This window comes from Amycolatopsis sp. NBC_00355 (assembly GCF_036104975.1).
Lineage (GTDB): Bacteria > Actinomycetota > Actinomycetes > Mycobacteriales > Pseudonocardiaceae > Amycolatopsis.
Map to the genome: position 1 here is coordinate 7,712,410 of NZ_CP107982.1, position 23,456 is coordinate 7,735,865.

Sequence of the window (23,456 nt, forward strand, 5' to 3'; positions counted from 1 at the left end):
TTCGGGGGCGTCTTTGTCGTGCCCGAAGAGTTTTCCACAGGGGAGAAAAGAATGAAGAACACGTTGCTCGCCGCCGGTGCCGCCGCGGCTTTCCTGGTGCTGACGCCGGCCGCGGCGCTCGCGGCCACGCCCACCGGCACCCCGACAACCGAGCCGAGCAAGTCGGCCCCGGAGTACCCGGACGGTCCGATGACCCGGATCACCCGGCAGCTGACCGTGGTGCCGGGCCGCGCGGCTCCGGGCTCGCTCGTGAAGCTCGACTTCGCGTGCCGGACCCGCGGGCCGGAGGAGAAGGTGTCGGTCGCTTCGGCGGCGATCACCTACGACGTCCACGGCAAGTCGGCGACGGCGAAGGTCAACCAGGTCAAGCCGGGCAAGTACGCGGTGACGCTGCACTGCGGCCCGGAGAAGTCGACGGCGTACCTGGAGGTGCTGGGGGCGAAGAAGCAGGTGGCCAAGGTGCCGGCGGGGGCGCCGCAGACCGGCGGTACCGACGGCCCGGTGGACGGTTCGCCGGCCGGCCCGCTCGCGGCCGCCGGGGCCATGGGGGTGCTCGCGCTCGGCGGTGGCGGTCTCGTGCTGGCCCGCCGGACCCGTCGCGACTGACGACGTGCGCCCGCGTCGGCACTCCGGGGATGAGGAGCCGACGCTGAGCGAGGTTCACCGGTCGCGTCGGCGCCCCAGGGGAAGCTGGGCGTCCGGCCGCGTGAACCCTTCGGCGCTCCGGGGGTGGGGCGCCGAAGGTGAGCACCCGGCCGTGAAGTTCACCCGGCCGGGTGCTTTCACGTCGAGAGCGGCGGTACCGTCGGGGCGGCGACGCGCCCCGACGCGCCGCCGCCGATCGCGACGGGTTCGTGACCCCGCCGGCCAAACCCGGCGGGGGTGCCGGGCGTGTGTCCGGTGCGCAGGTACGCGCCGGGCGGGTGACCGTCCGGCGCACCACCATTCCGGGGGAGAACATGACCACGAAGATCACCCGCAGGCGGAGCGTCCTGATCGCGTTGGCCGTGGCGCTGCTGGCCGCGTTGGCGGTGCTCGCGCTGACGCTCGGCGGCGGGCCGGGGCCCTCGACGGCGCAGCCGCCGGCCGCCCGTCCGGTCGCGGTGCAACCGCAGCCCACGAGCGCGGCCCAGGACGCCGTCGCGGCGCTGCCCAAGTCGGAGCCCGTCTCGATCGACATCCCGAAGATCGGCGCGCATTCGTCGCTGGTCCCGCTCGGCCTCAACCCGGACGACACCATCCAGGTCCCGCCGGTGACGACGCCGTTGCAGGCGGGCTGGTACACGTACGCGCCGACGCCCGGCGAGGTCGGCCCGGCCGTCGTCCTCGGGCACGTCGACGGGAACCACCAGAAAGGGATTTTCTTCCGCCTCAAGGAGTTGGCCGCCGGCGACCGGGTCTCGGTCGCCCGCAAGGACGGCTCCACGGCGCTCTTCGAGGTGACAAAAGTGCACCAGGTGCCCAAAAAGGACTTCGAAGCCGAAGGTGTCTACGACGACACGGCCGGTCCGGAACTGCGGCTGATCACCTGCGGCGGCGTCTTCGACCGCGGCGCGCACAACTACGTCGACAACATCGTCGTCTACGCACACCTGGTCCAGGGCTGATTTTCCGTTTTTGTCGGACCCCGGTGCCACACTGTGTCGGCCGTCACCCGAGGCGGCGCAGACGAGGGTAGGGAGCCGACATGTTGTTCCGCGACGAGCCATGGCCCGACGGGACACCCAGCTGGGTGGACCTGATGGTGCCCGACCAGGCGAAGGCGGTCGCCTTCTACGGCGGCCTGTTCGGCTGGGACGTGCAAGCGGGCGGTGAGGAGACCGGCTTCTACGGCATGGCGATGCTGCGGGGGCGGCCGGTCGCCGGGATCGGCCGGACTCCACCGGGTCAGGAGACGCCCGCGGTGTGGACGACCTACCTGGCGGTGTCCGATGTGGACAAGGCGGTGTCGGCGATCGCCGAAGCCGGCGGTCAGGTCGTCATGCCGGTGATGGAGGTGATGAAGGAGGGCCGGATGGCCGTCGCGGTCGACCCCGGCGGCGCGGCGTTCGGCCTCTGGGAGCCCGGCAACCACACGGGCACGCAGGTGACGGCCGGGCCGGGCACGTCGGCCTGGAACGAGTGCATGAGCCGCGACTACCCGGCGGCCAAGGCGTTCTACGAGCGGGTCTTCGGTTACGGCTTCGAAGACATCTCCAGCGGCGACTTCACGTACTCGGTGCTGCTGGTGGACGGCCGTCCGATCGGCGGTCTCGGCGGAATGCCCGCCGAAGTGCCGGCGGAGGTGCCGTCGAACTGGTCGGCGTACTTCTGGGTGGCGGACGCCGACGCGAGCGCGGCCAAGGCGGTCGAGCTCGGCGGCCAGGCCGTGGGCGAGCCCTTCGACTCACCACACGGCAGGCAGGTGCGCCTGGTGGACGACCAGGGCGTGCCGTTCCTGGTCATCGCGCCGAACGAACAATCCGGCAAGCCGGAGGGCTGGGACGACTGAGCGGGCGGGCCGAGGGCACCGTTTCGACGCGGTGCCCCCGGCCCTGACGGTCAGTCTTCGGCGTCGACCCAGTCGAAGGTCTTGGTGACGGCCTTCTTCCAGTTGCGGTACTCGGATTCGCGGCGGGCGTCGTCCATCGCCGGGTCCCACTGCTTGTCCTGGGCCCAGTTGGTGCGGATGTCGTCTTCGGACTTCCAGAACCCGACCGCCAGCCCGGCGGCGTACGCGGCACCCAGCGCGGTGGTCTCGTTGACCACCGGGCGGATCACCGGCACGCCGAGGATGTCGGCCTGGAACTGCATGAGCAGCTCGTTGACGACCATGCCGCCGTCCACCTTGAGCGACTTCAGCGGGACGCCGGAGTCGGCGTTCATCGCGTCGATCACCTCGCGTGACTGGAAGGCGGTCGCCTCCAGCACCGCGCGGGCCAGGTGTCCCTTGTTGACGAACCGGGTGAGCCCGACGATCGCGCCGCGAGCGTCGGATCGCCAGTAAGGAGCGAACAGACCCGAGAACGCCGGGACGAAGTACGCGCCGCCGTTGTCTTCGACGCTGCGCGCGTGCTCCTCGATCTCGGCCGCGGTCCCGATCATGCCGAGGTTGTCACGCAGCCACTGCACCAGCGAACCGGTGACGGCGATGGAGCCTTCCAGCGCGTAGATCGTGTCGTTCGAACCGATCTTGTAGCAGACCGTGGTGAGCAGCCCGTTCTGCGACATCACCTTTTCGGTACCGGTGTTGAGCAGCATGAAGTTGCCGGTGCCGTAGGTGTTCTTGGCTTCGCCGGGGGAGAGGCAGGCCTGGCCGAACGTCGCGGCCTGCTGGTCGCCCAGGATGCCCGCGATCGGCACGCCGGCCAGCGCGCCCTTCTCGCGGACCTTGCCGTACTCCTCGGACGAGGAGCGGATCTCCGGCAGCATGGACAGCGGGATCGTCATCTCGGCGGCGATCTCGGGGTCCCACTGCAGCGTGTCGAGGTCCATCAGCATGGTGCGGGAGGCGTTGGTCGGGTCGGTGACGTGCACGCCGCCGTCGGGCCCGCCGGTCATGTTCCACAGCACCCAGGTGTCCATGTTGCCGAAGATCAGGTCACCGGCTTCGGCCTTCTCGCGCGCCCCTTCGACGTTGTCGAGGATCCACTTGACCTTCGGCCCGGAGAAGTACGTCGCGAGCGGGAGGCCGACCTTGTCGCGGTAGCGCTCCTGACCGCCGCCGAGGTTGCCGAGTTCGGTGACGATCCGGTCGGTGCGGGTGTCCTGCCAGACGATCGCGTTGTACACCGGCCTGCCGGTCGTCTTGTCCCAGACCAGCGCGGTCTCGCGCTGGTTGGTGATGCCGACGGCGACGATGTCCTTGGTGTGCAGGTCGGCCTTGGCGATGGCGCCCGCGGCGACCGCGCGGGTGTTCTCCCAGATCTCCTCGGCGTTGTGCTCGACCCAGCCCGCCTTCGGGAAGATCTGCTCGTGTTCCTTCTGGTCGACGGCGACGACCCGGCCTTCGTGGTTGAAGATCATGCACCGTGTCGAAGTGGTGCCCTGGTCGATCGCTGCTACGTACGAAGTCATGTGTGCTCCAGGAAATTCTCGGGCGGGCGATCAGGTCAGGTTGTGCACGAGGAGGTACAGGAGCGCGGCGAGGGCGCCACCGACGAGCGGGCCGACGACCGGGATCCACGAGTAGCCCCAGTTGGCGTTCGCCTTGTTCCGGATCGGCATCAGGAACGCGTACGCGATCCGGGGGCCGAGGTCACGAGCCGGGTTGATGGCGTAGCCCGTCGGCCCACCGAGGGAGGTACCGATCACGAGGACCACGAACGAGACGCCCGCGTAGCCCAGGGCGGCGTTGCCGAAGTTCGGGGTCCCGCCGTCGCCGGCGGCGAACGTCGGGCTGAGCAGGATCCAGGCCACCAGGACGAAGGTGCCGATGATCTCGGTGACGAGGTTCCAGACCCGGTTCGGGATCTGCGGTGCGGTGGAGAAGATGCCGAGCGTGTTCTCCGGCTCGGGGTGGTCGTCGAACTGGAGCTTGTAGGTCGCCCAGCACAGCAGCGCGCCGATGATGGCGCCGGCCATCTGCCCGATGAAGTAGAAGGGCACGTCGGCCCACTTGGTCTTGTCCGCGATGGCGAGCCCGAGGGTCACCGCGGGGTTCAGGTGCGCGCCACTCGGCGCGGCGATGCTGGCGCCGGTGAAGACGGCGAACGCCCAGCCGAAGTTGATGAACAGGATTCCGCCGTTGTTGCCGTTGGTCTTGCGCAGCACGTGGTTCGCGACCACACCGTTGCCGAGCAGGATCAGCGCCGCTGTTCCCAGTAGTTCCCAGACGATTATTGCTCCAGCACTCACCGCTGTACCTCCACACTGGCCACACTGGACACTCTGCGCAAGGCCGATCACGGCGTGCCACGGCACCGTTGCCGACCCACGTCCGGGCGACGTTACCCGGGCGTAGAAGCCTGGTCCAAGGACCGGCTAGCGCAATCTTTTCAAGATCGCGGAGGGTTACGCCACATGTGTCCTCCGCGAACGGGCGGAGGATCACCAGGTCGTGCGATGCTGGAAGCCTCGCCGGCTCGAGGAGGACTGTCACGTGGCAAGCGCGCAGCACGCAGCGGAGACGAACCCGGCTCGACTGGGCCCGCGGAAGCGGGAGGAGACCTGGCAGCGGCTGGGCAAGGAGACCTTCGACGTCGTCGTGATCGGCGGCGGCGTGGTCGGCGCGGGCACGGCGCTGGACGCCGCCACCCGCGGGCTGCGGGTCGCGCTCGTCGAGGCGCGGGATCTCGCTTCGGGCACGTCGAGCCGGTCGAGCAAGCTCTTCCACGGCGGCCTGCGTTACCTGGAACAGCTCGAATTCGGGCTCGTCCGGGAAGCGCTTCGCGAACGCGAGCTGATGCTGACGACGATCGCACCCCATCTGGTGAAACCGGTCAGTTTTCTCTACCCGCTGACCCACCGCGTCTGGGAACGGCCCTACACCGCCGCCGGCCTGCTGATGTACGACACGATGGGCGGCGCCAAGAGCGTCCCGGGCCAGAAGCACCTGACCCGCGCGGGCGCGCTGCGGATGGTGCCGGCCCTCAAGCGGTCCGCGCTGATCGGCGGGATCCGCTACTACGACGCCCAGTCCGACGACGCCCGCCACACCATGACGGTGGCGCGGACGGCGGCGCACTACGGCGCGATCGTGCGGACGTCGACCCAGGTCGTCGGCTTCCTGCGCGAAGCCGACCGCGTGTCCGGCGTGCGCGTGCGCGACGTCGAAGACGGGCGCGAGACGGAGATCTCGGCGGCCGTCGTGATCAACTGCACCGGCGTCTGGACCGACGAACTGCAACGCCTGTCGGGCGGCCGCGGGCGGTTCCGCGTGCGGGCGAGCAAGGGCGTGCACATCGTCGTCCCGCGCGACCGGATCGTGTCGGAGTCGGGGATGATCCTGCGCACCGAGAAGTCGGTGCTGTTCGTCATCCCGTGGCGCAATCACTGGATCGTGGGCACCACGGACACGGACTGGAACCTCGACCTCGCGCACCCGGCGGCGACCAAGCACGACATCGACTACCTGCTGGAGCACGTCAACAGCGTCCTGGCGACGCCGTTGACGCACGACGACATCGAAGGTGTGTACGCGGGGCTTCGCCCGCTGCTGGCGGGGGAGAGCGAAGAGACGTCGAAGCTTTCGCGCGAGCACGCGGTGGCACGGGTGGCGCCGGGCCTGGTCGCGATCGCGGGCGGCAAGTACACGACCTACCGGGTGATGGCGGCGGACGCCGTCGACGCGGCGGCGGTCGACCTGCCGGGCCGCTCGCAGCCGTCGATCACGGACAAGGTCCCGCTGATCGGCGCGGACGGCTACCACGCGCTGGTGAACCAGGCCGACCACCTGGCCGCGGAGCACGGCCTGCACCCCTATCGGGTGAGGCACCTGCTGGACCGCTACGGCTCGCTGGTGCACGAAGTGCTGGGTCTCGCCGAGGGCCGCCCGGAACTGCTCAAGCCGATCGAGCACGCACCGGACTACCTGGGCGTCGAGGTGGTGTACGCGGCCGCGCACGAGGGCGCGCTGCACCTGGAGGACGTCCTGGCCCGCCGCACGCGCATCTCGATCGAGTACGCCCACCGCGGCGTCGACTGCGCGGAGCAGGTCGCGGACCTGGTGGGCGAGGTCCTCGGCTGGGCCCCCGAAACGGTGAAGCGCGAGGTCGAGGTCTACCGGGCGAGGGTCGAAGCGGAACGCGAGTCCCAGTCCCAGCCGAACGACGAAGCGGCGGACGCGTTGCGGATCGCGGCCCCGGAGGCCCGCTCGGGCATCGTGCCGCCGATCAGCTGACCGGCGGCTCGTCTCGGCGTGGCCCGATCGCCCACTGCCTGACGGCCCGGCGTTGTCCACAGGCCCGCCGGCTTGTGGACAACTCCGGCGCCGACGTCCTTTCGGCCCGATTTCGTCCGAGGGCGCCGATAGACTGGCCTAGGGGCCGCCCCCCAGGGATGGGTGGGGGAGTTTCGGCCGGGCGGCGGCGATGGATGGCGATGGCGATCGCCGGTGACGCCGGTTGCTGGAGGCGAGCCGTCGCTGGCGACCCTGGTTGGTGCTGGCGGCTGCTGGCGGCGAGCGATCGCTGGCGACGCTGATCGGCCCTGGCGGCGAGCGGTCGCTGGTGATCGGCGGTGGCGCCGCTGATCGGCGCTGGCGGCAGCCGGCGGTGAGCGATTGCCGGCGATGGTGATGGCCGCGGCGATCGACGGTGGCCGGCGGCAGGTGGTCGCCGACGGCGCTGATCGGTGATGGTGGCGGAAGGCGATCGCCGACCGCGCTGATCGGTGATGGTGGCAGCAGGCGATCACCGGCGGCGTCTGGCGGCGGGCGATGGTCCCGGCTGTGGCCGCCGTGGCTCAGGATGTGCGGTGCCAGCGGATCAGGCGCTCGCCCGTCGGGGCCGGGTGGTCTTCGGGGCCCAGCAATGTGAAGCCGCAGCGCTCCGCGACGATTGCCGATGCCGCGTTGCTCTCCTCGTAGCGGTAGCTGACCTCCGTCAGCCCCAGGCCGCCGAAACCGAAGCGCAGGGCGGCGTTCAACGCCGTTGTCGCGATGCCCTTGCCTCGCTCGGCCGGGTGGACCCAGATCGTCGCCTCGGCGTAGGCCGTGTCCAGGTTCAGCTCGCGCAGGCCCACTTCGCCCAGGAGCCGTCCCGACGTCGGCTCCGCGATCGCCCACGAACAGCGCTCGTCGCCCGCCCACTGCGCCGCGCGCAGGGTGACGTACTCCGTCGCTTCGTCGAGGGTGCGCAGGCGATAGTTCAGGACGTACTTGCGGTGCGTCGGGTCGGCGAACGCCTCCATCAGGACCGCGCGATCGTCGATGTGCCGGTCGGCGCGCAGCTGGCGCAGGTAGTACGTCCCCGCGTTGATCTCCACCGGTTCCACTCGATCCAGCCTAGCCAGGCCGGGAGCACGGTGCTCCCGGCCCGGTGGTCAAGGCGCTGTCCAGGCAGGAACCGTGCCCGGTTGCGCAGGCAGCGGGCGCCGGATCACGGCACCCCGCCCAGGTCCCGCGATCCGTCGTCGCGAAACCGGCGAGCCGTCGTCGGCCGCGACGCGGGGTTCGATCACGGTGTAGCCGCTCGGGGCCCGGACCACGACAGGCGCCACGGCCCGCACCGGAACCGGCAATCTGCCGAAACGGGTCAGCGCCGCGAGGACCGGCGGAACGAGACGTGGTTCGGCCGGAGTCAGAGCAAGCCGCGGCGGTAGGCCTCGCCGACCGCCGCCGCGCGGTCGTTCACGCCGAGCTTGGCGTACGCGTTCAGCAGGTGGGTCTTCACGCTCGCCTCGCTGATGAACAGCCGGCTCGCCGCCGCGCGGTTCGTGGCTCCTTCCGCCACCAGCCGCAGGACCTCCAGCTCACGGCGGGTCAGCGGGCCGGCCCGGCGAAAGCCACCCAGCACCCGGCCGGCGACGCTCGGCGCCAGCACCGGCTCCCCGCGGGCGGCGGCGCGGACGGCGTTCAGCAGGTCCGCGACCGGGGCGTCCTTCAGCAGGTAGCCCGTCGCGCCGGCCTCGATCGCCGGGAGGACGTCGGTCTCCGCGTCGTACGTCGTCAGGACCAGGACGCGCACCGCGGGGTGGGAGACGGCGAGTCGGCGGATCGCGCCGACGCCGTCCAGTTCCGGCATGCGCAGGTCCATCAGCACGACGTCGGGGTGGTGCCGGGCCACGAGGGCCAGGGCCTCCAGCCCGGACGCCGCCTCGCCGACGACCTCGATGTCCGGCTCGCCGGTGAACGCGCCGCGCAGGCCGTCGCGGACGACCGGGTGGTCGTCGGTGACGAGGACCCGGATCACGGTATGGCCGGGAGGGCCGGGACCTGGGCGTTGACCGCTGTGCCGCTACCCGGTGCGCTCTCGACCGACAACGTCCCGGCCACCCGCTGGACTCGGTGGCGCATCGTCTCCAGCCCGAAGCCGGTGCCCTCACCGCGGTCACCGGGACTGAAGCCGACGCCGTCGTCGACGACGTCGAGCAGCACCACTTCGTCCGAATAGGACAGTGTCAGCCCGATCCGGGACGCCTTCGCGTGCTTCTCCGCGTTGGCCAGCGCTTCCTGCGCGACGCGGTAGAGCGTGACCTCCACTTCGGGCAGCAGCGGCCGGACGTCGCCGGTGGTTTCGGCGCGCACCACCACTCCGGACGTCTCGGCGACGCGGTCCGCCAGGTCGGAAAGCGCTTCCGGCAGCAGCCGGGAGCCGGCCAGTGGTTCGGGCCGCAACGCCTGCACCGCGCGCCGCGCTTCGCTGAGGCTGTCGCGGGCCAGGGTGCGCACCTGCGCGAGCCGCCGGTCGCGGTCCGGGCCGTCCTCGCGGTCGGCGGCCTGCAGCTGAGTGACGATCCCGGTCAGGCCCTGGGCCAGCGTGTCGTGGATTTCGCGGGCCATCCGCTGCCGTTCGTCGAGCACGCCGGCTTCGCGCGCCCGGGTCAGCAGCTGCGCGTGCAGGCCCGCGTTCTCCGCCAGCGCGGCCTCCAGCCGCGTGTTCGTCTTGCGCCGCTTTTCGCTTTCCGCGCCGACGAACCAAGCCGCGTACAGCAGCGGCCCGGCGACCGAAGCGACCAGCACCCACACCGGGCTCTGCCGGTCGGAGCCGGTGACGAGCATCGGCAGCACGGCGGTCGCGGCCACCGCGAAGAACCCCCAGCGGGCCGGGAACAGCACGAACGCGAGCGGATAGCCGAACGACGCGAAGCCGGTGAACACGTCGTTGCGCGCGACCAGCACGAGCGCGGCGGCGAGGACCCCGGCGTAGTAGCCGGCGGTCAGCCACGGGTGCGCCGTCCGGTGCGGGAACAGCGGGATCAGCAGCGGCAGCCACGCCGCGGTGAGCAGGACGACGACCAGCGTGGTGCCCCAGTCCGCGTCCCGACCCGCCGCGAAGAACGCGCACACGGCGAGCCCCACGAGGCCGACACCGGTGAAGATCGGCCCGGCCAGCCGCTCGCCCCGGGCGTCGAGCGCGCCGGGCACCACGCCCATCATGGGCCGATTCTCGCAGGTTCAGCGCCGGCGGCGGAGCCCCGCGAGCATCGCGATCACCAGCGGCAGCGCGATCGAGATGATCAGCAGCCGCCCCCGGCTGAGGATGAGCACCGCGATCGCGACGACGATGGCGATCGGCACCGCGCTCGCGTTCAGGAAGCGCGTCACGTTGCTTTCGCCGGTCACGACCGGGACGCCGGGCGCGGCGGCGCCCCCCACCAGGGCGCTGGGCCGTGGTGAGGGCAGGTCGTCGAACAGCGGGATGAGCTCGCTGACCCGCTTGGCCGCGGTGACCTTCGCGGAGCGGGTGCCGTACTCGTCGATGTCGAGGCGCCCGGTGCGGACGTGTTCTTCGAGGACGTCGAGGGCGTCTTGCCGCTCCTCGTCGCTCAGGCGCATGTCGCTCACGGCTGGGTCAGCGGCCCAGTTCGCGCCGGCGGTCGCGGTAGGAGTCCCGCATCTCGCGGCGGCGCTCCCGGTCGTGCAGGTGCCGCTCGTGGTGGTCGTGGTGGTTCTGGTCGTGGTTCCAGCCGTGGCCCCACATCGACTTGCCGATCACGGTGAGCCCGATCGGGACGAAGATGATCGGCCAGGCCAGCGTGCCGGTGGCGATCAGCGCGATCGCCGCGATGAAGGCCAGCGGCACGATCGCGGCGAGGAACCGCTGCGCCGGTGCCCAGTTCTCGGGCGAGCCGGAGCCCCGCCGCGCGGGCGCGGCCGGCTGGTCCGGCTCGGACGCGGCGACGGCGGCCTGCGGCGTTTCGTCGTAGCGGGGGTGGGGGGTGGGCAGATCCGCGAAGATCTCGGTGAGCTCGCCGCGCGTCTTGGCCGCGGTGATGCGGGCCGAGCGTTCGCCGTACTCGTCGATGTCGATCCGCCCCGCGGTCATGTGCTCACCGAGCGCGGTCAACGCGGACTCGCGGTTCTGGTCGCTGATCCGCAGCTGCGGAGACGGGACTTCGGTCACGTGCTCGATGGTAGGCCGCCTCGGGGGCGGCCCACCACGACATCTGTAACGAACTGTCCTACTTGATCTCGAGAAGCTGCGTGCCCTGCGTCACGGCGGCGCCGACTTCGACCGAAAGGCCGGTGACGGTGCCCGCTTTGTGCGCGGTGACCGGGTTCTCCATCTTCATCGCTTCGAGGACGACGATCAGCTCGCCGGCCTCGACCGACTGGCCCTCCTCGACGGCGACCTTGACGATGGTGCCCTGCATCGGCGCGGTGACCGCGTCACCGCTCACCGCGGCCTTGCCGCCGCCGGCGCGCTTGCGCGGCTTCGCCTTGACGGCCGTACCGCCACCGCCACTGCCGCTTTCGAGCGCGAACCCGCCGGGCAGCGACACCTCGAGGCGGCGCCCGCCGACCTCGACGACGACGTTGTGGCGGGGCTCCTCCTCGGGCGCCTCGACGTCGGGCGCGACGAACGGCTCGATCTTGTTGTCGAACTCCGTCTCGATCCAGCGCGTGTGCACGCTGAAGCCGTTCTCGTCGCCGATGAACGCCGGGTCGTCGACGATCACGCGGTCGAACGGCAGCACCGTGGCCATGCCTTCGACGACCATCTCGGCCAGGGCGCGACGGCTGCGTTCCAGGGCGTTGTTCCGGTCCGAGCCGGTGACGATCAGCTTCGCCAGCATCGAGTCGAACTGGCCGCCGATCACGCTGCCGGACTCGACGCCGGAGTCGACCCGCACGCCGGGCCCGCTCGGCGCGAGGAACTTCGTCACCGTGCCCGGCGCGGGCAGGAAGCCGCGGCCGGCGTCCTCACCGTTGATGCGGAACTCGATCGAGTGACCGCGGGGCTCGGGGTCCTCGGTGATCCGGAGCTTCTCGCCGCGCGCGATGCGGAACATCTCGCGGACCAGGTCGAGGCCGGTGGTCTCCTCGGAGACCGGGTGCTCGACCTGCAGCCGGGTGTTGACCTCGAGGAACGAGATGGTGCCGTCGGTGGCGACGAGGTACTCGACCGTGCCGGCGCCGTAGTAACCGGCTTCCTTGCAGATCGCCTTCGCCGACTCGTGGATCCGGGCGCGCTGGTCGTCCGACAGGAACGGCGCGGGCGCCTCCTCGACGAGCTTCTGGTGCCGCCGCTGCAGCGAGCAGTCGCGGGTGCCGACGACGATCGCGTTGCCGTGCTGGTCGGCCAGCACCTGCGCCTCGACGTGACGCGGCTTGTCCAGGTAGCGCTCGACGAAGCATTCGCCGCGGCCGAACGCCGCGACGGCCTCGCGCGTCGCCGATTCGAACAGCTCCGGGATCTCTTCGCGGGTGCGCGCGACCTTCAGGCCACGCCCGCCGCCGCCGAACGCGGCCTTGATGGCCACCGGCAGCCCGTGCTCGTCGGCGAACGCGACGATCTCGCTCGCGTCCTTCACCGGCTCCTTGGTGCCCGGCACCAGCGGCGCGCCCGCGCGGGTCGCGATGTGCCGCGCGGTGACCTTGTCACCGAGGTCGCGGATGGCCTGCGGGCTCGGCCCGATCCAGGTCAGCCCGGCGTCGATGACCGCCTGGGCGAAGTCCGCGTTCTCGGAGAGGAAGCCGTAACCCGGGTGCACGGAGTCGGCGCCGGAGTGCTTCGCCGCGTCGAGGAGCTTGTCGACGGACAGGTAGCTCTCGGCCGCCGTGGTGCCGCCCAGGGCGAAGGCCTCGTCGGCCAGACGCACGTGTGGTGCGTCCCGGTCCGGATCGGCGTACACCGCGACGCTGGCGAGGCCAGCGTCCTTGGCGGCTCTGATCACGCGTACCGCGATCTCGCCCCGGTTGGCGACCAGGATCTTGGTCACCGGACCACCGGTGGATTCGCCGACCTGCTCGGCCACCCCGCACCTCCTGCGTCCCGACAGCTGCATTGCTGACCGCTCACGCGGTACGGGGGAGTCTACGGACAGGACGTCGCGAGTCTCTTGAGTGAGAGCTGAACCACGCTCAGACGGGGGCCGGGCTGTGCCGCAGCCCGGCCGGCAGCGGCGAGTCGAGCACGATCACGTCGTACGGGTTCGCGGCGTGGACCTTCGGCAGGTGCTCGGTGCTGACCAGCACCCACGGCTGGTGCTCGCCGCAGCAGTCGATCAGCCGGTCCAGCGCGGTGAAGGCGACCAGCGCGGTCCGGCCGTCCGGCGTGCGGCGCAGCTCGATCGACGCGCCTCCGGCCGCGCGGCTGGCGGGGCCGGTCGGGAGGTACAGAGCGGGAGGCAGGCTGGGGTTCGTCACCCGGACAACATAACCCGGTACTCTCCGCTACCGGTGGCCCCGTCGGGGCGTCACCCTTTGGTGGAGCCGCGGGGTGGCGGGCCCCGGGGATCCACCCCTGGGGGATTTCAGCCACACCCGCCGGGGCGCTGCCCACGCACGGTGGCGAAGCGGCTTACGCTCTGTCTCATGCGGACTTCGGCAGTGCGGACGCCTCGGTCGGCGCTGCTCACCGCCGTGCTCGCCGCGGTGGTCACCCTCGGCGCGATCGGCGCCGTGTTCCTGCTGCGCCCGCGCCCGGACGCGCCCGCGGACACCGTCACCGAGCCCGCGGCCGGCACCACGCCCCCGGCCGTGACCTGCGGTGGCGGCCCGTGCCGCCAGCTCGCGGCGATGACCGTCGGCGGGACGCCGGTGGTGCTGCTGACCGACGCGTCGGGTGGTTCGGCGCAGGTGCGCGTCGGCCCGGAGCCCGGCACGGTGTTCGACCTGTCGCTCGCGCAGCTGGGCGCCCGGCTCGACGCGAACTCGCTGACCTGCATCGACGGCGCCGCGCCCGCGTGCCTGATCCGCGGCGACGTCGGCGACGACGGCACCGGGGCCTACGGCGAGCTGCTGGTGCGCGGCGGGGGCGTGTGGCGCGACCCGGGCAAGCCGTACTTCGCCGACGCCGGGACCCTCTCGCTCTACGACGTCACGGCCGACGGCCGGCCCGACGTGATCGTGGTCCGCCACAACTGCCCGGACGCGGCGTCGGGCACGCCCCAGTGCCAGGCGTCGAAGGTGCTGGGCGAGGTGTACGACCTGGCGGGCACGTCGCTCGGCTGCACCCGCCAGGTGACGGCCCCGTCGGACCTGCGCGGCTGGCCGGACGTCCGCCTCACCCGCGCCGATCTGCGCGCCTGCCCCTGACCCGAGCGGGGTCAGGCGTGGGCGGGTTCGGTCTGGCGGGCCGCGGTGCCGTCGTCGCTGTGCTCCGGGTTGTCCGTCGGCGCGTTGAGGACCTCGTCGTCGAGGAGGCCTTCGCCGCGCGCCACGATCACCGGCACCGCGATCTGGCCGGCGACGTTCGTGGCCGTCCGCATCATGTCCATGATCGGGTTGACCGAGTAGATCAGCGCCAGGCCGATCGCCACCTGCTTGGCGTCGAGGCCGATGAACGACGTCGTCAGCGTGAACGCCGTCAGCCAGCCGGTGGTGCCGGCCGTCGCCAGTGCGCCGACCACCGCGACCACGACGATGCCGGCGTACTGCCAGAAGTTGAGCGACACCCCGGCCAGGTTCGCGACGAAGATCGCCGCGATCGCCGGGAAGACCGCCGCGCAGCCGTCCATCTTCGTGGCGCTGCCGAGCGGCGTCGCGAAGGCCGCGTACGCCGGCTGGACGCCGAGGTTCACCGCGGACTGGCGGGTCAGCGGCAGCGTCGCGGCGGACGACTGCGAAGCGAACGCGAACTGGATCGCCGTGCCCGCCTTCGCGAAGAACTTCACCGGGCTGACCTTCGCCACGAACCGCAGCAGGATCGGGTAGACGACGAACAGCACGAGCAGGCAGCCGACGTACACCGCGAGCGTCGTCGAGAACAGCGGGCGGAACAGCGCGTCGCCGTAGTTGGACACGGCCGCGCCGATCAGGCCGATGATGCCGAGCGGGGCGAGCCGGACGATCCAGCCGAGGTAGCGCTGGATGATCTCGAAGACGCTCGTCGTGAAGTCCACGAACGGCTTCGCGCGGTCACCCAGGCTGTACGCGGCGGCGCCGAGCACCAGCGCGAGGAACAGCACCTGCAGCGTCTCGCCGTCGGCGAAGGCCTTGAAGAAGTTCTCCGGCAGCAGTCCCTTGACGAACGCGCTCCACGAGCCCCAGCTGTCGACGCTCTTCGCGGCCCGGTCGGCGTTCTTCGCGGTGGCCTCGGCGCCGCCGAGGCCACCCGCGCCGGGGTTGAAGATCCGGCCGACGGCGATGCCGATCAGCGACGCGATGAACGACGTGATCGCGAACCACAGCACCGTCTTGCCGCCCAGGCGCGCGGCCGTCCGGCCGCCGCCCAGCCCGCGCAGGCTGGTGATGCCGACCACGATCGCCGTGAAGACCAGCGGGATCACCGCGACCTGCAGCAGCGTGGTGAAGATGGTGCCGATCTGGTCGAGGAGATCGGTCAGCCAGCCGGCCTCGGTCTGCCGTGCGACGACGCCCAGGAGGGCGCCGACGACGAGCGAGCCGAGAACCGCGGCCGCGAACACCCGCGGTTTGGTGTAGGTCCGTACGAAAGACACGGGGCGACTCCGGTGTTCGAAAGTTTCCTGGCCTGCCTGGTAAAGCCGACGTCAGGCAGGAGTGAACTCTTCCAAATCACCCCATCGTGTGGCGCGTTTCTCAGGATGCGGGAGGCCGCCAGAGATCCACGACACTCACGCCGACCTCGGCCAGCAGGCGGCGCGTCAACGGGAGGCTGAGGCCGATGACGCTGGTGTGGTCGCCGTCGAGGCCTTCGATGAACCAGCCGCCCAGGCCGTCGATCGTGAACCCGCCGGCCACCCGCAGCGGCTCGCCGGTGCCGACGTAGGCGTCGATCTCCGCCTCGCTCGGCGTGCCGAACCGGACGGTCGTCGACATCGAGCCGGACGCCTCCTTCGAGCGCGCGCCGCCGTCGAGCCGGACGACGGTGTGCCCGGTGAAGAGTTCACCGGTTGTCCCCGCCATCGCCGCCCAGCGCCGCCGCGCGGTGTCCGGATCGCCCGGCTTCCCGACCATGGCGCCGTGGATGTTCAGCATCGAGTCGCAGGCGACGACGACGGCGTCCGGGTGCGCCGCGGCGACCTGGTCGAGCACCGCGTCGGCCTTGGCCGCGGCGAGCGCCATGACCAGCTCGGCGGGCGTGGGATCGGGCAGCGAGGCGGCGACGGCGTCCTCGTCGACGCCGGAGACGAACACGGCCGGGTCGAGGCCGGCGGAGCGCAGGAGGGCGAGCCGGGCGGGGGACTGCGAAGCGAGGACGAAATGCACCCCCGGAACGTACCGGGACGCCTGTCGTGACCGAATTGTGACCGGCGCCACACCGCCGGGCGAGTTATTTTGTTGTGGCTCGCAACATATGGCGCGGAGGTGGCTCATGACCGTGCGTGTGACGGATTCTCCCGCGACGTCGCGATCCCCGTGGTGGACGAAGCGCCGGACGCCGAAGACCCGGGCCGCGGCTCGCCCGTCGTCCGGTTCGGCCCCCGCGGCGGCGCCACCCGCGACGAGCTGAGGACCAAGCCACCGCTCCCGCGGTCCGTGCGGACCCCCGGCCGGTACCCGACACCCGGGCCGGGGGTCCGCACGGTTTCTCCGAGACCCACGGAGACGACGAAGGCCGGCACCCCACGGGATGCCGGCCTTCGAACGTTCCGAGCCTCAGGTGGCGGTAGCGGCTTCCGGAGCCGCCGGAGCCGCGGTTTCCCAGCGCGGCTTGACCTTCCGCAGCATCGCCGCCGAGATGACGCCCAGCAGCAGCACGCCCATCGGCAGCAGCATCGTCGCGCGGGCCGCGTCCGTCAGTCCACTGTGGACCGCCTCGGTGGCCAGCCGGCCGGCCTGCGCGGCGATCTCCGCCGGCAGCCCCGGCGTCGGCGCCGGACCGCCCGACGAACCGAACTCACCCGTGCTCGCCGCGGCCTTGGCGATGCCCTCCGCGAACGGCGCCCGGTACTGCTCCGGCAGCTGCGAAGCCGCCTTCGTGGCTTCGTCCGCGATGGACGAGCTCACCTGCGCCTGCAGCATCACGCCGATCGCGGCGCTGCCGAGCACACCGCCCACCTGGCGTGACGTGTTGAAGATGCCCGACGCCGTCCCGGCCAGCCGCGGCTCGATCGAGCCCATCGTCATGTTGCTCATCGGCGAGAAGATGCAGCCGATGCCCAGGCCGCACACCAGCAGCGCCGGGATGAACGACCACGGGCTGCTGTCCGGCGACGCCTGCAGCGCGATGATCCCCAGCCCGGCCGCGAGCGCGGCGAGCCCGAACATCACCAGGTACTTGCCGTTGACCTTGTCCGAGGCGCGACCGACGAACGGCGCCGCGATCCCGGACAGCAGCGACATCGGCGCGGTCAGCAGGCCGGCCATGGTCGGGGTCAGCCCGAGCACCGACTGGATGTAGATGACCAGCGGCAGGAACATGCCGGTCATCGCGAAGCCGACCGTTGTCGCGGTCAGTGTCCCGGCCGAGAAGTTCCGGTTCGAGAACACCTGCAGCGGCAGGAGCGGCTCTCGCTTGTTGAACCGTTGCCACACCACGAAAGCCACCAGCAGCAGCACGCCGGCGCCGATGATCTCGAACACGGTGATCCCGCCCCAGACCGTGCCCCAGTCGTACTGCTGGCCGTTCTGGACGCCGAACACGATCAAGAGCAGCGCCAGGCTCGAGAGCACGATGCCCACGACGTCGAACGCGTGCGAGTGCTTCGGCTGCCAGTCCGGCACCAGCAGCACCGTCAGGACGATGGCGATCACGCCGATCGGCACGTTGACGAAGAAGATCCACTCCCAGCCGAGGTGGTCCACCAGCACGCCGCCGAGCAGCGGGCCCGCGATCGTCGCCAGTCCGGCGACGCCGCCCCACATGCCCATCGCCGGGCCGCGCTTGGCCGGCGGGAACAGGTGCGTGATGAACGCGAGCGTCTGCGGCGTCATCAGCGCGGCGCCGAGACCCTGCACGGCGCGCGCGGCGATCAGCATCTCGACGTTGCCGGACAGGCCGCACCACAGCGACGCGCCGGTGAACACGACCAGCCCGGCGAGGAACACGCGCTTCGGGCCGAAGCGGTCCCCGAGGCGGCTGGTGAACAGCATCGGCACGGCGTAGGTGAGCAGGTAGACGCTGATCACCCAGACCACGGCGTTCAGCCCGGCGTTCAGCTCGCGCAGCATGGTCGGGATCGCGATCGACACGATGGTCGTGTCGAGCAGGATCATGAAGAAACCGAGGCACAGCGCGCTGAGCGCCGCCCACGGGTTAGCTTGTCTTGCGTTCATCGTCGTCTTCCCTGGTGATGAGCGTGAGGTGCGGTGGGTCGCACTCCTGGAACGGGATCCGCCCGGAGCGCAGGTCTTCGTGGAGCCGCTCGGTCCACGCGAGCTCGAACTTGCGGCGGTCGCAGCTGAACCGCCAGTCCAGCCAGTAGATCTCCGGCGTCTTGTCCTCGATGAGGCTCCGCACGACCGCGTCGTCGGCGGCGACCGCGGCGCGCAGGCGCACCATCCGGTTCTCCAGCTCGACGAGTGACGTCTCGCGCCCCAGTTCGTCGATCACGGCGAGCCCGGAGAGGTACGCGGGGAACTCCTGGGCGAGGTCGCCGAGCAGTTCGCGGCCGCGCTGGTTGAACACGTCGAGTCCGGTCGGCGTCATCCCGTAGACGGTCCGTTCGGGCCGCCGGCCGTCGCGCTGCGTGTCGACGACCTGGATGTAGTTGTCGCGTTGGAGGCGCTCCACGGTGTGGTAGAGCGAGCCCGCCTTCACGTTGACGCGGGTGCTCACGTACCGCTCGCGCATGAGCTGGGCCATCTCGTACGGGTGCATGGGCTTCTCGTGCAGCAGCTCCAGCACGGCGAGGCCGAGGGGGGTCAGCTTGGCCGAAGCCATGATCGTTGGTCCCTCCGGGTGACTCCGAGTCGTTTATTCCACGTGGACTATACGGCGCAGACTATCCGGCAGTCCACGGCGATTTCTGTGACCGTGCGTACACGGCGTGAAAATGCCGTGAGGGGCACCTTCAGGGACTCAGCGTCCCTGAAGGTGCCCCTCACGGCTTCTCTCAGAAGGGCCAGTCGGCATTCCGGCCCGCTTCCAGGAGCGGGATCATCCGGAACGCCTGGTCGGTCAGGCCCCCGAACGTGTGCCGGTGCGCGGTCCCGGACGGCGCGTGGCCGAGCCGGTACCCGGCCAGGTTCCACGTGTACAGCGGCACCTGGGCGGGCAGCGCCGGCCCGACGTCGCCGTACGAGGCCTGCTCGTCGGTGAGGATGACCACGCGGTCGTGCCGCGCGAAGTACTTCTTCACCGCGGCCTCGGTGTCGGTGCCGTTGCCGATGAAGTAATCACCGGACTTCCAGCTCTCGACGTCGGACAGCAGCGAACCGCCCTTGCGCAGCTTGAACACCTTCGAGCCCGGCCGCGGCCCGAAGCGGCTCGAGAACGACACGACGTCCGCGTCCGCGCACCGCCGCGCGAGCGCCAGCCCGAACACCGCGGCGGCGTCCCAGCGCATCAGGCTGCCGTCCTTGCTGAAGCCCGCGTTCATCGACGCCGACGTGTCGACGAGGATCAGCGTGCGGCCCCGCAGCTCCGGCACGTTCGCCAGCGAGTGCGAGATCGCCTGCTCCAGCGCCCACGCCCACCGCAGCGACGGCGCCGCCCGGTAGGCCGACAGGAACCGCATCGGCAGCTGCCGCGACTTCGCGACCTGCGCCGGCGCGGCCAGCCGCCGCGCGACCCGCAGCGCGACGTCGTCCGAGACGCCCGCCTCGTCGAAGTTGCGCAGGTTCCGCAGCTGGGCCATGTACCCCATCGACGGGATCAGCGCCTCCCAGACGCACGCGTCGAGCGGACCCTGCAGCCAGCCGGCGACCGACTCCCACGTCATGCCCGCGCCGCGCAGCACGTCCGCCGCGTCCGGCCGGTCGAACAGCGCCCGGCGGCGGCCGGCGTCCCACGACAGCAGTTCGGCCCGCGCACGCAGCACGGCGAGGCTTTCGGGGACGGCGTTGCCGCGGCCGTGCCGCTCGTCGAGGACGTGCCGGAACAGCGCGCCCTGGGCGTCGTCGCGCTTGACCGGGTGGGTCAGCTCGAGGACGTCGGCGAAGCGGAACGCCCGCGTCGCGGAGTCCCACTTGACGGAAGCGCGCTCGTCGAACAGCCGCGCGGCCGCGTCGGCGATGCCGCGCTTGACCGGCTTCGGCACGTTCTTGCCGTGCACGGAAGTCCAGTACGCGAGCAGCTCACCGGGCTCGTCGGCCCGCTGCAGCACGCTGTCGACGACCTGGCGGGCCAGCCCCTCGAGTCCCGCGTCCCGGCGCGCCTTGGCGAACTCGGCCGCGCCGACGAGCGCCGCGGTGCGCAGGTTCGCTTCGGTGCGCAGCCAGCGCAGGAACCGCGCCGTCCACTGTGGATCCTCAAGGGTGGCGCGCTGCACGAGCTCGGCGTACCGGGTGTCGCGCGTGGTCGCGGTCTCGTAGAAGGTGTGCTCGCCGACGAAGTTGGTCACGGCGAGCAGGAAGAGCTCGGACCGCGTGTCGCGCGCGTACCCGGCGCCGCCCTGGTGGGTGACGCCGGAAGGCGTGGCCTCGCCACGGACCGGCGAGGTCGCGGCGGGCGCGCGTGCGGTGTTGAACTTGGTCATTTCTCCCCCCTTTGTGGTGGGAGCCACGACCACAGCAGTGCCCGAGATCGAAGTCGGTGAAGGTACGGTTGCTGCTCTGCCGTTGAGCTACTGGACCGTGAAGTGGTCCGGGAGGGATTCGAACCCCCAACCTGCCCATTAGGAGTGGAAGTAACCCTCGCCTGCGCACCGGGCACTGGTGAAGTCGTGGCTCCCGAGATCTGTTGTGGCTCGCGGTTTCTCGTTTACAGCAAGAAGTAACCGTGGGCCTCGCACCGGGAGTGCGTCTGAAGTGAAGGTAGCAAGTGGCGCCGGCCTCGGAAACTGATTTTCGCCGGCCGAGATACCTGTACTATAGTACGAGTACCCGTACTATAGTACAGACATTGTGAGAGCGTGATGGAGCTGAACAGGCCACTGGCCACGGTGACGCCGACACTGGACGGTGACGTGCTCGCTGTGCTGGCGGGCAACGAGGTGACCTTCACGACCGGTCAGCTGCACCGGATCCTGGGCAGGCACTCGGAGGAGGGGATCCGGAAAGTTCTTCAGCGGTTGACCGGGCAGGGGATCGTGCGGGCCGACCGTGTCGGTAACGCCTTCGCCTACCGGTTCAACCACGACCACCTCGCCGCGGAGCACATTGCCGCCCTGGCGGGGTTGCGCGGAAAGCTGCTGGCGCGCATCGAAGCCGCATTGGATTCCTGGAAGCCGAAACCGAGGTACGGGGCGGTGTTCGGTTCGGCCGCGCGCGGCTCGATGACCGTCGAGAGCGACATCGACCTGCTGCTGGTTCGGCCGGACGGCGCCGACGAAGATCGCTGGGCCCTTCAGGTCGACGCCTTGGCTGCCGATGTCTCCCGCTGGACGGGTAATGACGCCCGGGTCCTTGAATTCACCGTGGCCGAAGTCGCGAGCCGCGGCCGGGACGAGCCGGTTCTCGCCGACGTGCTGCGCGAGGGGCTCACCGTTGCCGGCCGTCACGCCTGGCTGGCCGGGCAGGTGCGAAAGAGAAAGAGCTGAAGTGCGAACCAAGAGATGTAGCCAGGAGATCTTGCGTGGCCGCCTTGCGAAGGCTGAGCAGTTCTGGGAGGTGGCAGGCCTGGTTCGGGATCTCGTCGAGGAGCAAGACCCCAGCGAGATCGGGGACGCTTACGTGACACTTTGTGTGCACGCGGGTATCGCGGTCGCTGATGCTCTCTGCTGCGCCGGGTTGGGTGAGCATGCCCAGGGAGAAAGCCATAACGAAGCGGTGGAACTCCTGGGCAGGGTGGACAAGGACGCTGCTCGGGCGTTGCGGGCGCTCTTGGCGTTGAAGACCAAGGCGGGTTATAGCCACACCTCGGCTACGGCGGAAGAGTTCAAGCGGGCAGGCCGCAACGCGGAGGCCCTCCTGCTGCGAGCCCGGCGGGGCTCGTCATCCTGACCTTCTTGTGTAGTTCGTGGTAAGAACTATGTATAGTCAGTTCGTAGCACGAACTAACAACTGGGAGGAATCATGGTGCTCTTCGGCATCGGCGGCTCGACGGCGACGGCCGCCGCGGTCGCGACGGTCGAGCAGGCCGTCCGAGCCGACCGCGGCGGGCTTGATCTGTTCACCGTCTCCGATCACCCGTACTACGCCGATCGCCTCGACGCCTACGCCGAGATCGGGGTTGTTCTCGGGCGCACCGAACGGATCTCCGGGCTGGTCAGCGTCACCAACCTGCCGACGCGGCCCGCGCCGATGCTCGCTCGCACCGTCACGTCGCTGTCCGCGCTGAGCGGTGGGCGGATCGTGCTGGGGATGGGTGCCGGCGGGCTCTGGGACGACATCGCGCGGCTCGGTGTCGGCAAGCTCAGCCCCGGGGACGCCGTGCGCGCGTTCGAAGAGGGGATCCGGCTCGTCAAACAGCTCGGCGGCGGCGGGGAGCCGGTGACCTTCGACGGCGAGTTCTACCAGGTCACCGCTCTGGCGCCCGCGGGAGAAAAGATCCCGCCGGTGTGGACCGGCTCGGTCGGGCCGAAGTCGCTCGCCGTCACCGGGCGGGTCGCCGACGGGTGGATGCCCGGCCACGCCGCGGACTGGCTCAGTGAGCGCTACCGGACGTCGAGGCCGGTGCTCGATCAGGCCGCGCAGGACGCGGGCCGCGATCCCGCGGACGTCGTCACCGTCTACAACTTCCCCGGGCGCATCACGGCCGAGCCGCTCACGAAGACCCGCGGTGACGACGGCCGGTGGATCGGCGGTTCGCCGGCGCAGTGGGTCGAGGAGCTGACCGGCGCGGTTCTGGAGCACCACGCCGAAGGGTTCGTGCTGTTCGGGCCCGGTGGCCGGCCGCCCACCAACGACGACGTCGCGCGCTGGGCGGAAGAGATCGCGCCCGCCGTGCGCGAGGCCGTCGCGAAGTAGGCTGGCCTGATGGAGGCTCTCGGTGTGGTGGCCGGACTCGTGCGGTCGTCGTTCCTGGTGAACGCCGTCTACGCCGAGTCCGCGCGCTCGTACGGGCTCACCGTGCAGCAGGGCCAGCTGCTGTGCGTGCTGATGGCGCAGCCGTACGGCATGGGTGACCTCGGCGCGACCCTCGGCCTCGAGAAGTCCAGCCTCACCGGCCTGGTCGACCGCGCGGTCCGGCGCGGGCTCGTGCGCCGCGAGCCCGTCCCGGACGACCGCCGCGCGGTGCAGGTGGTCCTGACCGGCGAAGGCCGCGAGCTCGCGGAGGACTTCTACGCGGCGACGTGCCGCCGGGTCGAAGAACTCGCGACCGGCCTGCCGGCGGCGGACCGCGACCTGCTGGCGACGCTGCTGGGGCGCGTGGTCCAGGACAACGAGGTCCCGACGGTGTTCCTCGACGCGCGCTGATCCCGACTTTCGTCGGGGCGTGGCGGGGGTACGTTGCCGGAAGTTC

Annotated in this window: 23 protein-coding genes and 1 tRNA gene; 9 read left to right on the forward strand and 15 right to left on the reverse strand. The window is 70.8% G+C overall.

Annotation, left to right across the window (positions count from 1 at the left end):
* Positions 1-51 precede the first annotated feature (51 nt).
* The 3 genes from OHS18_RS35495 to OHS18_RS35505 all read left to right on the forward strand — a co-directional run bounded on the left by OHS18_RS35495 (position 52) and on the right by OHS18_RS35505 (position 2,491).
* Positions 52-606 carry a hypothetical protein gene (locus tag OHS18_RS35495; protein WP_328613718.1) on the forward strand — a complete coding sequence of 185 codons (555 nt, stop codon included), beginning with the start codon at positions 52-54 and terminating at the stop codon, positions 604-606.
* Positions 607-959: 353 nt separating this feature from the next.
* Entirely contained in the window at positions 960-1,607 is a 648-nt protein-coding gene (locus tag OHS18_RS35500; protein ID WP_328613719.1) for a class F sortase, read from the forward strand.
* An 80-nt stretch (positions 1,608-1,687) separates the two neighbouring features.
* Positions 1,688-2,491, forward strand: coding sequence for a VOC family protein (locus OHS18_RS35505; RefSeq protein ID WP_328445140.1), 804 nt, complete (start codon positions 1,688-1,690; stop codon positions 2,489-2,491).
* A gap of 50 nt (positions 2,492-2,541) precedes the next feature.
* Here the strand turns inward: OHS18_RS35505 and glpK are convergent, their stop codons facing one another.
* Together glpK and OHS18_RS35515 are read right to left on the reverse strand one after the other, a co-directional pair.
* Entirely contained in the window at positions 2,542-4,056 is a 1,515-nt protein-coding gene (gene glpK / locus OHS18_RS35510) for a glycerol kinase GlpK (protein ID WP_328613720.1), read from the reverse strand.
* A 30-nt stretch (positions 4,057-4,086) separates the two neighbouring features.
* Positions 4,087-4,836 (reverse strand): MIP/aquaporin family protein, encoded by a 750-nt coding sequence (locus OHS18_RS35515; protein WP_328445136.1) that lies wholly within the window; start codon positions 4,834-4,836, stop codon positions 4,087-4,089.
* A 244-nt stretch (positions 4,837-5,080) separates the two neighbouring features.
* Here OHS18_RS35515 and OHS18_RS35520 point away from each other — a divergent pair, with 244 nt between their 5' ends.
* Positions 5,081-6,820 carry a glycerol-3-phosphate dehydrogenase/oxidase gene (locus tag OHS18_RS35520; RefSeq protein ID WP_328445134.1) on the forward strand — a complete coding sequence of 580 codons (1,740 nt, stop codon included), beginning with the start codon at positions 5,081-5,083 and terminating at the stop codon, positions 6,818-6,820.
* Between the two features lie 563 nt (positions 6,821-7,383).
* Here OHS18_RS35520 and OHS18_RS35525 read toward each other — a convergent pair.
* From OHS18_RS35525 to OHS18_RS35555, 7 genes are all read right to left on the reverse strand, one after another.
* Entirely contained in the window at positions 7,384-7,914 is a 531-nt protein-coding gene (locus OHS18_RS35525; RefSeq protein ID WP_328445130.1) for a GNAT family N-acetyltransferase, read from the reverse strand.
* Between the two features lie 305 nt (positions 7,915-8,219).
* Entirely contained in the window at positions 8,220-8,831 is a 612-nt protein-coding gene (locus tag OHS18_RS35530) for a response regulator transcription factor (RefSeq protein WP_328445128.1), read from the reverse strand.
* Positions 8,828-10,018 (reverse strand): sensor histidine kinase, encoded by a 1,191-nt coding sequence (locus OHS18_RS35535; RefSeq protein WP_328445126.1) that lies wholly within the window; start codon positions 10,016-10,018, stop codon positions 8,828-8,830. The genes OHS18_RS35530 and OHS18_RS35535 overlap by 4 nt, the downstream gene beginning before the upstream one ends.
* Positions 10,019-10,036: 18 nt before the next feature.
* On the reverse strand, positions 10,037-10,426 hold the full coding sequence (locus OHS18_RS35540) for a DUF1707 SHOCT-like domain-containing protein (RefSeq protein ID WP_328445124.1): 390 nt from the start codon (positions 10,424-10,426) through the stop codon (positions 10,037-10,039).
* A 7-nt stretch (positions 10,427-10,433) separates the two neighbouring features.
* The gene (locus OHS18_RS35545) at positions 10,434-10,985 is read right to left on the reverse strand and encodes a DUF1707 SHOCT-like domain-containing protein (protein WP_328445122.1); all 552 of its coding nucleotides are present in this window, start codon (positions 10,983-10,985) and stop codon (positions 10,434-10,436) included.
* A gap of 58 nt (positions 10,986-11,043) precedes the next feature.
* Positions 11,044-12,840 carry an acetyl/propionyl/methylcrotonyl-CoA carboxylase subunit alpha gene (locus tag OHS18_RS35550; protein ID WP_328613721.1) on the reverse strand — a complete coding sequence of 599 codons (1,797 nt, stop codon included), beginning with the start codon at positions 12,838-12,840 and terminating at the stop codon, positions 11,044-11,046.
* 106 nt (positions 12,841-12,946) lie between these two features.
* A complete protein-coding gene (locus OHS18_RS35555) occupies positions 12,947-13,231 on the reverse strand; it encodes an SAV_915 family protein (RefSeq protein ID WP_328445119.1) in 285 nt (94 codons plus the stop codon).
* A 168-nt stretch (positions 13,232-13,399) separates the two neighbouring features.
* Between OHS18_RS35555 and OHS18_RS35560 the strand changes: the two genes are divergently transcribed.
* Positions 13,400-14,122 (forward strand): hypothetical protein, encoded by a 723-nt coding sequence (locus tag OHS18_RS35560; RefSeq protein ID WP_328445117.1) that lies wholly within the window; start codon positions 13,400-13,402, stop codon positions 14,120-14,122.
* Positions 14,123-14,133: 11 nt separating this feature from the next.
* Here OHS18_RS35560 and OHS18_RS35565 read toward each other — a convergent pair whose 3' ends face one another.
* The 6 genes from OHS18_RS35565 to OHS18_RS35590 all read right to left on the reverse strand — a co-directional run bounded on the left by OHS18_RS35565 (position 14,134) and on the right by OHS18_RS35590 (position 20,761).
* Complete coding sequence (locus tag OHS18_RS35565) at positions 14,134-15,486, reverse strand: dicarboxylate/amino acid:cation symporter (protein WP_328445115.1); 1,353 nt, start codon at positions 15,484-15,486, stop codon at positions 14,134-14,136.
* Positions 15,487-15,586: 100 nt separating this feature from the next.
* The gene (locus OHS18_RS35570) at positions 15,587-16,216 is read right to left on the reverse strand and encodes a Maf family protein (RefSeq protein WP_328613722.1); all 630 of its coding nucleotides are present in this window, start codon (positions 16,214-16,216) and stop codon (positions 15,587-15,589) included.
* A 390-nt stretch (positions 16,217-16,606) separates the two neighbouring features.
* Entirely contained in the window at positions 16,607-18,226 is a 1,620-nt protein-coding gene (locus tag OHS18_RS35575; RefSeq protein ID WP_328613723.1) for a DHA2 family efflux MFS transporter permease subunit, read from the reverse strand.
* On the reverse strand, positions 18,207-18,833 hold the full coding sequence (locus tag OHS18_RS35580) for a PadR family transcriptional regulator (RefSeq protein WP_328445109.1): 627 nt from the start codon (positions 18,831-18,833) through the stop codon (positions 18,207-18,209). The genes OHS18_RS35575 and OHS18_RS35580 overlap by 20 nt, the downstream gene beginning before the upstream one ends.
* 172 nt (positions 18,834-19,005) lie before the next feature.
* On the reverse strand, positions 19,006-20,589 hold the full coding sequence (locus tag OHS18_RS35585; RefSeq protein ID WP_328613724.1) for a TROVE domain-containing protein: 1,584 nt from the start codon (positions 20,587-20,589) through the stop codon (positions 19,006-19,008).
* Positions 20,590-20,692: 103 nt separating this feature from the next.
* Positions 20,693-20,761 (reverse strand) — tRNA-OTHER (locus OHS18_RS35590).
* Between the two features lie 206 nt (positions 20,762-20,967).
* Here OHS18_RS35590 and OHS18_RS35595 point away from each other — a divergent pair.
* From OHS18_RS35595 to OHS18_RS35610, 4 genes are all read left to right on the forward strand, one after another.
* Positions 20,968-21,591, forward strand: coding sequence for a nucleotidyltransferase domain-containing protein (locus OHS18_RS35595; protein WP_328618638.1), 624 nt, complete (start codon positions 20,968-20,970; stop codon positions 21,589-21,591).
* 1 nt (position 21,592) lies between these two features.
* Positions 21,593-21,994, forward strand: a complete 402-nt coding sequence (locus OHS18_RS35600) for a hypothetical protein (RefSeq protein WP_328613725.1) — start codon at positions 21,593-21,595, stop codon at positions 21,992-21,994.
* Positions 21,995-22,066: 72 nt separating this feature from the next.
* Positions 22,067-22,960: an LLM class flavin-dependent oxidoreductase gene (locus OHS18_RS35605; protein ID WP_328613726.1), complete on the forward strand. Its 894-nt coding sequence runs from the start codon at positions 22,067-22,069 to the stop codon at positions 22,958-22,960.
* Positions 22,961-22,969: 9 nt separating this feature from the next.
* Positions 22,970-23,410 carry a MarR family winged helix-turn-helix transcriptional regulator gene (locus tag OHS18_RS35610; protein ID WP_328613727.1) on the forward strand — a complete coding sequence of 147 codons (441 nt, stop codon included), beginning with the start codon at positions 22,970-22,972 and terminating at the stop codon, positions 23,408-23,410.
* Positions 23,411-23,456: the final 46 nt, after the last annotated feature.

Coding starts and splice junctions, on each gene's coding strand:
- OHS18_RS35610 (WP_328613727.1), top strand. CDS start 22,970: ATGGAGGCTCTCGGTGTGGTGGCCGGACTCGTGCGGTCGTCGTTCCTG.
- OHS18_RS35575 (WP_328613723.1), bottom strand. CDS start 18,226: ATGAACGCAAGACAAGCTAACCCGTGGGCGGCGCTCAGCGCGCTGTGC.
- OHS18_RS35500 (WP_328613719.1), top strand. CDS start 960: ATGACCACGAAGATCACCCGCAGGCGGAGCGTCCTGATCGCGTTGGCC.
- OHS18_RS35595 (WP_328618638.1), top strand. CDS start 20,968: ATGGAGCTGAACAGGCCACTGGCCACGGTGACGCCGACACTGGACGGT.
- OHS18_RS35535 (WP_328445126.1), bottom strand. CDS start 10,018: ATGATGGGCGTGGTGCCCGGCGCGCTCGACGCCCGGGGCGAGCGGCTG.
- OHS18_RS35560 (WP_328445117.1), top strand. CDS start 13,400: ATGCGGACTTCGGCAGTGCGGACGCCTCGGTCGGCGCTGCTCACCGCC.
- glpK (WP_328613720.1), bottom strand. CDS start 4,056: ATGACTTCGTACGTAGCAGCGATCGACCAGGGCACCACTTCGACACGG.
- OHS18_RS35495 (WP_328613718.1), top strand. CDS start 52: ATGAAGAACACGTTGCTCGCCGCCGGTGCCGCCGCGGCTTTCCTGGTG.
- OHS18_RS35580 (WP_328445109.1), bottom strand. CDS start 18,833: ATGGCTTCGGCCAAGCTGACCCCCCTCGGCCTCGCCGTGCTGGAGCTG.
- OHS18_RS35605 (WP_328613726.1), top strand. CDS start 22,067: ATGGTGCTCTTCGGCATCGGCGGCTCGACGGCGACGGCCGCCGCGGTC.
- OHS18_RS35505 (WP_328445140.1), top strand. CDS start 1,688: ATGTTGTTCCGCGACGAGCCATGGCCCGACGGGACACCCAGCTGGGTG.
- OHS18_RS35585 (WP_328613724.1), bottom strand. CDS start 20,589: ATGACCAAGTTCAACACCGCACGCGCGCCCGCCGCGACCTCGCCGGTC.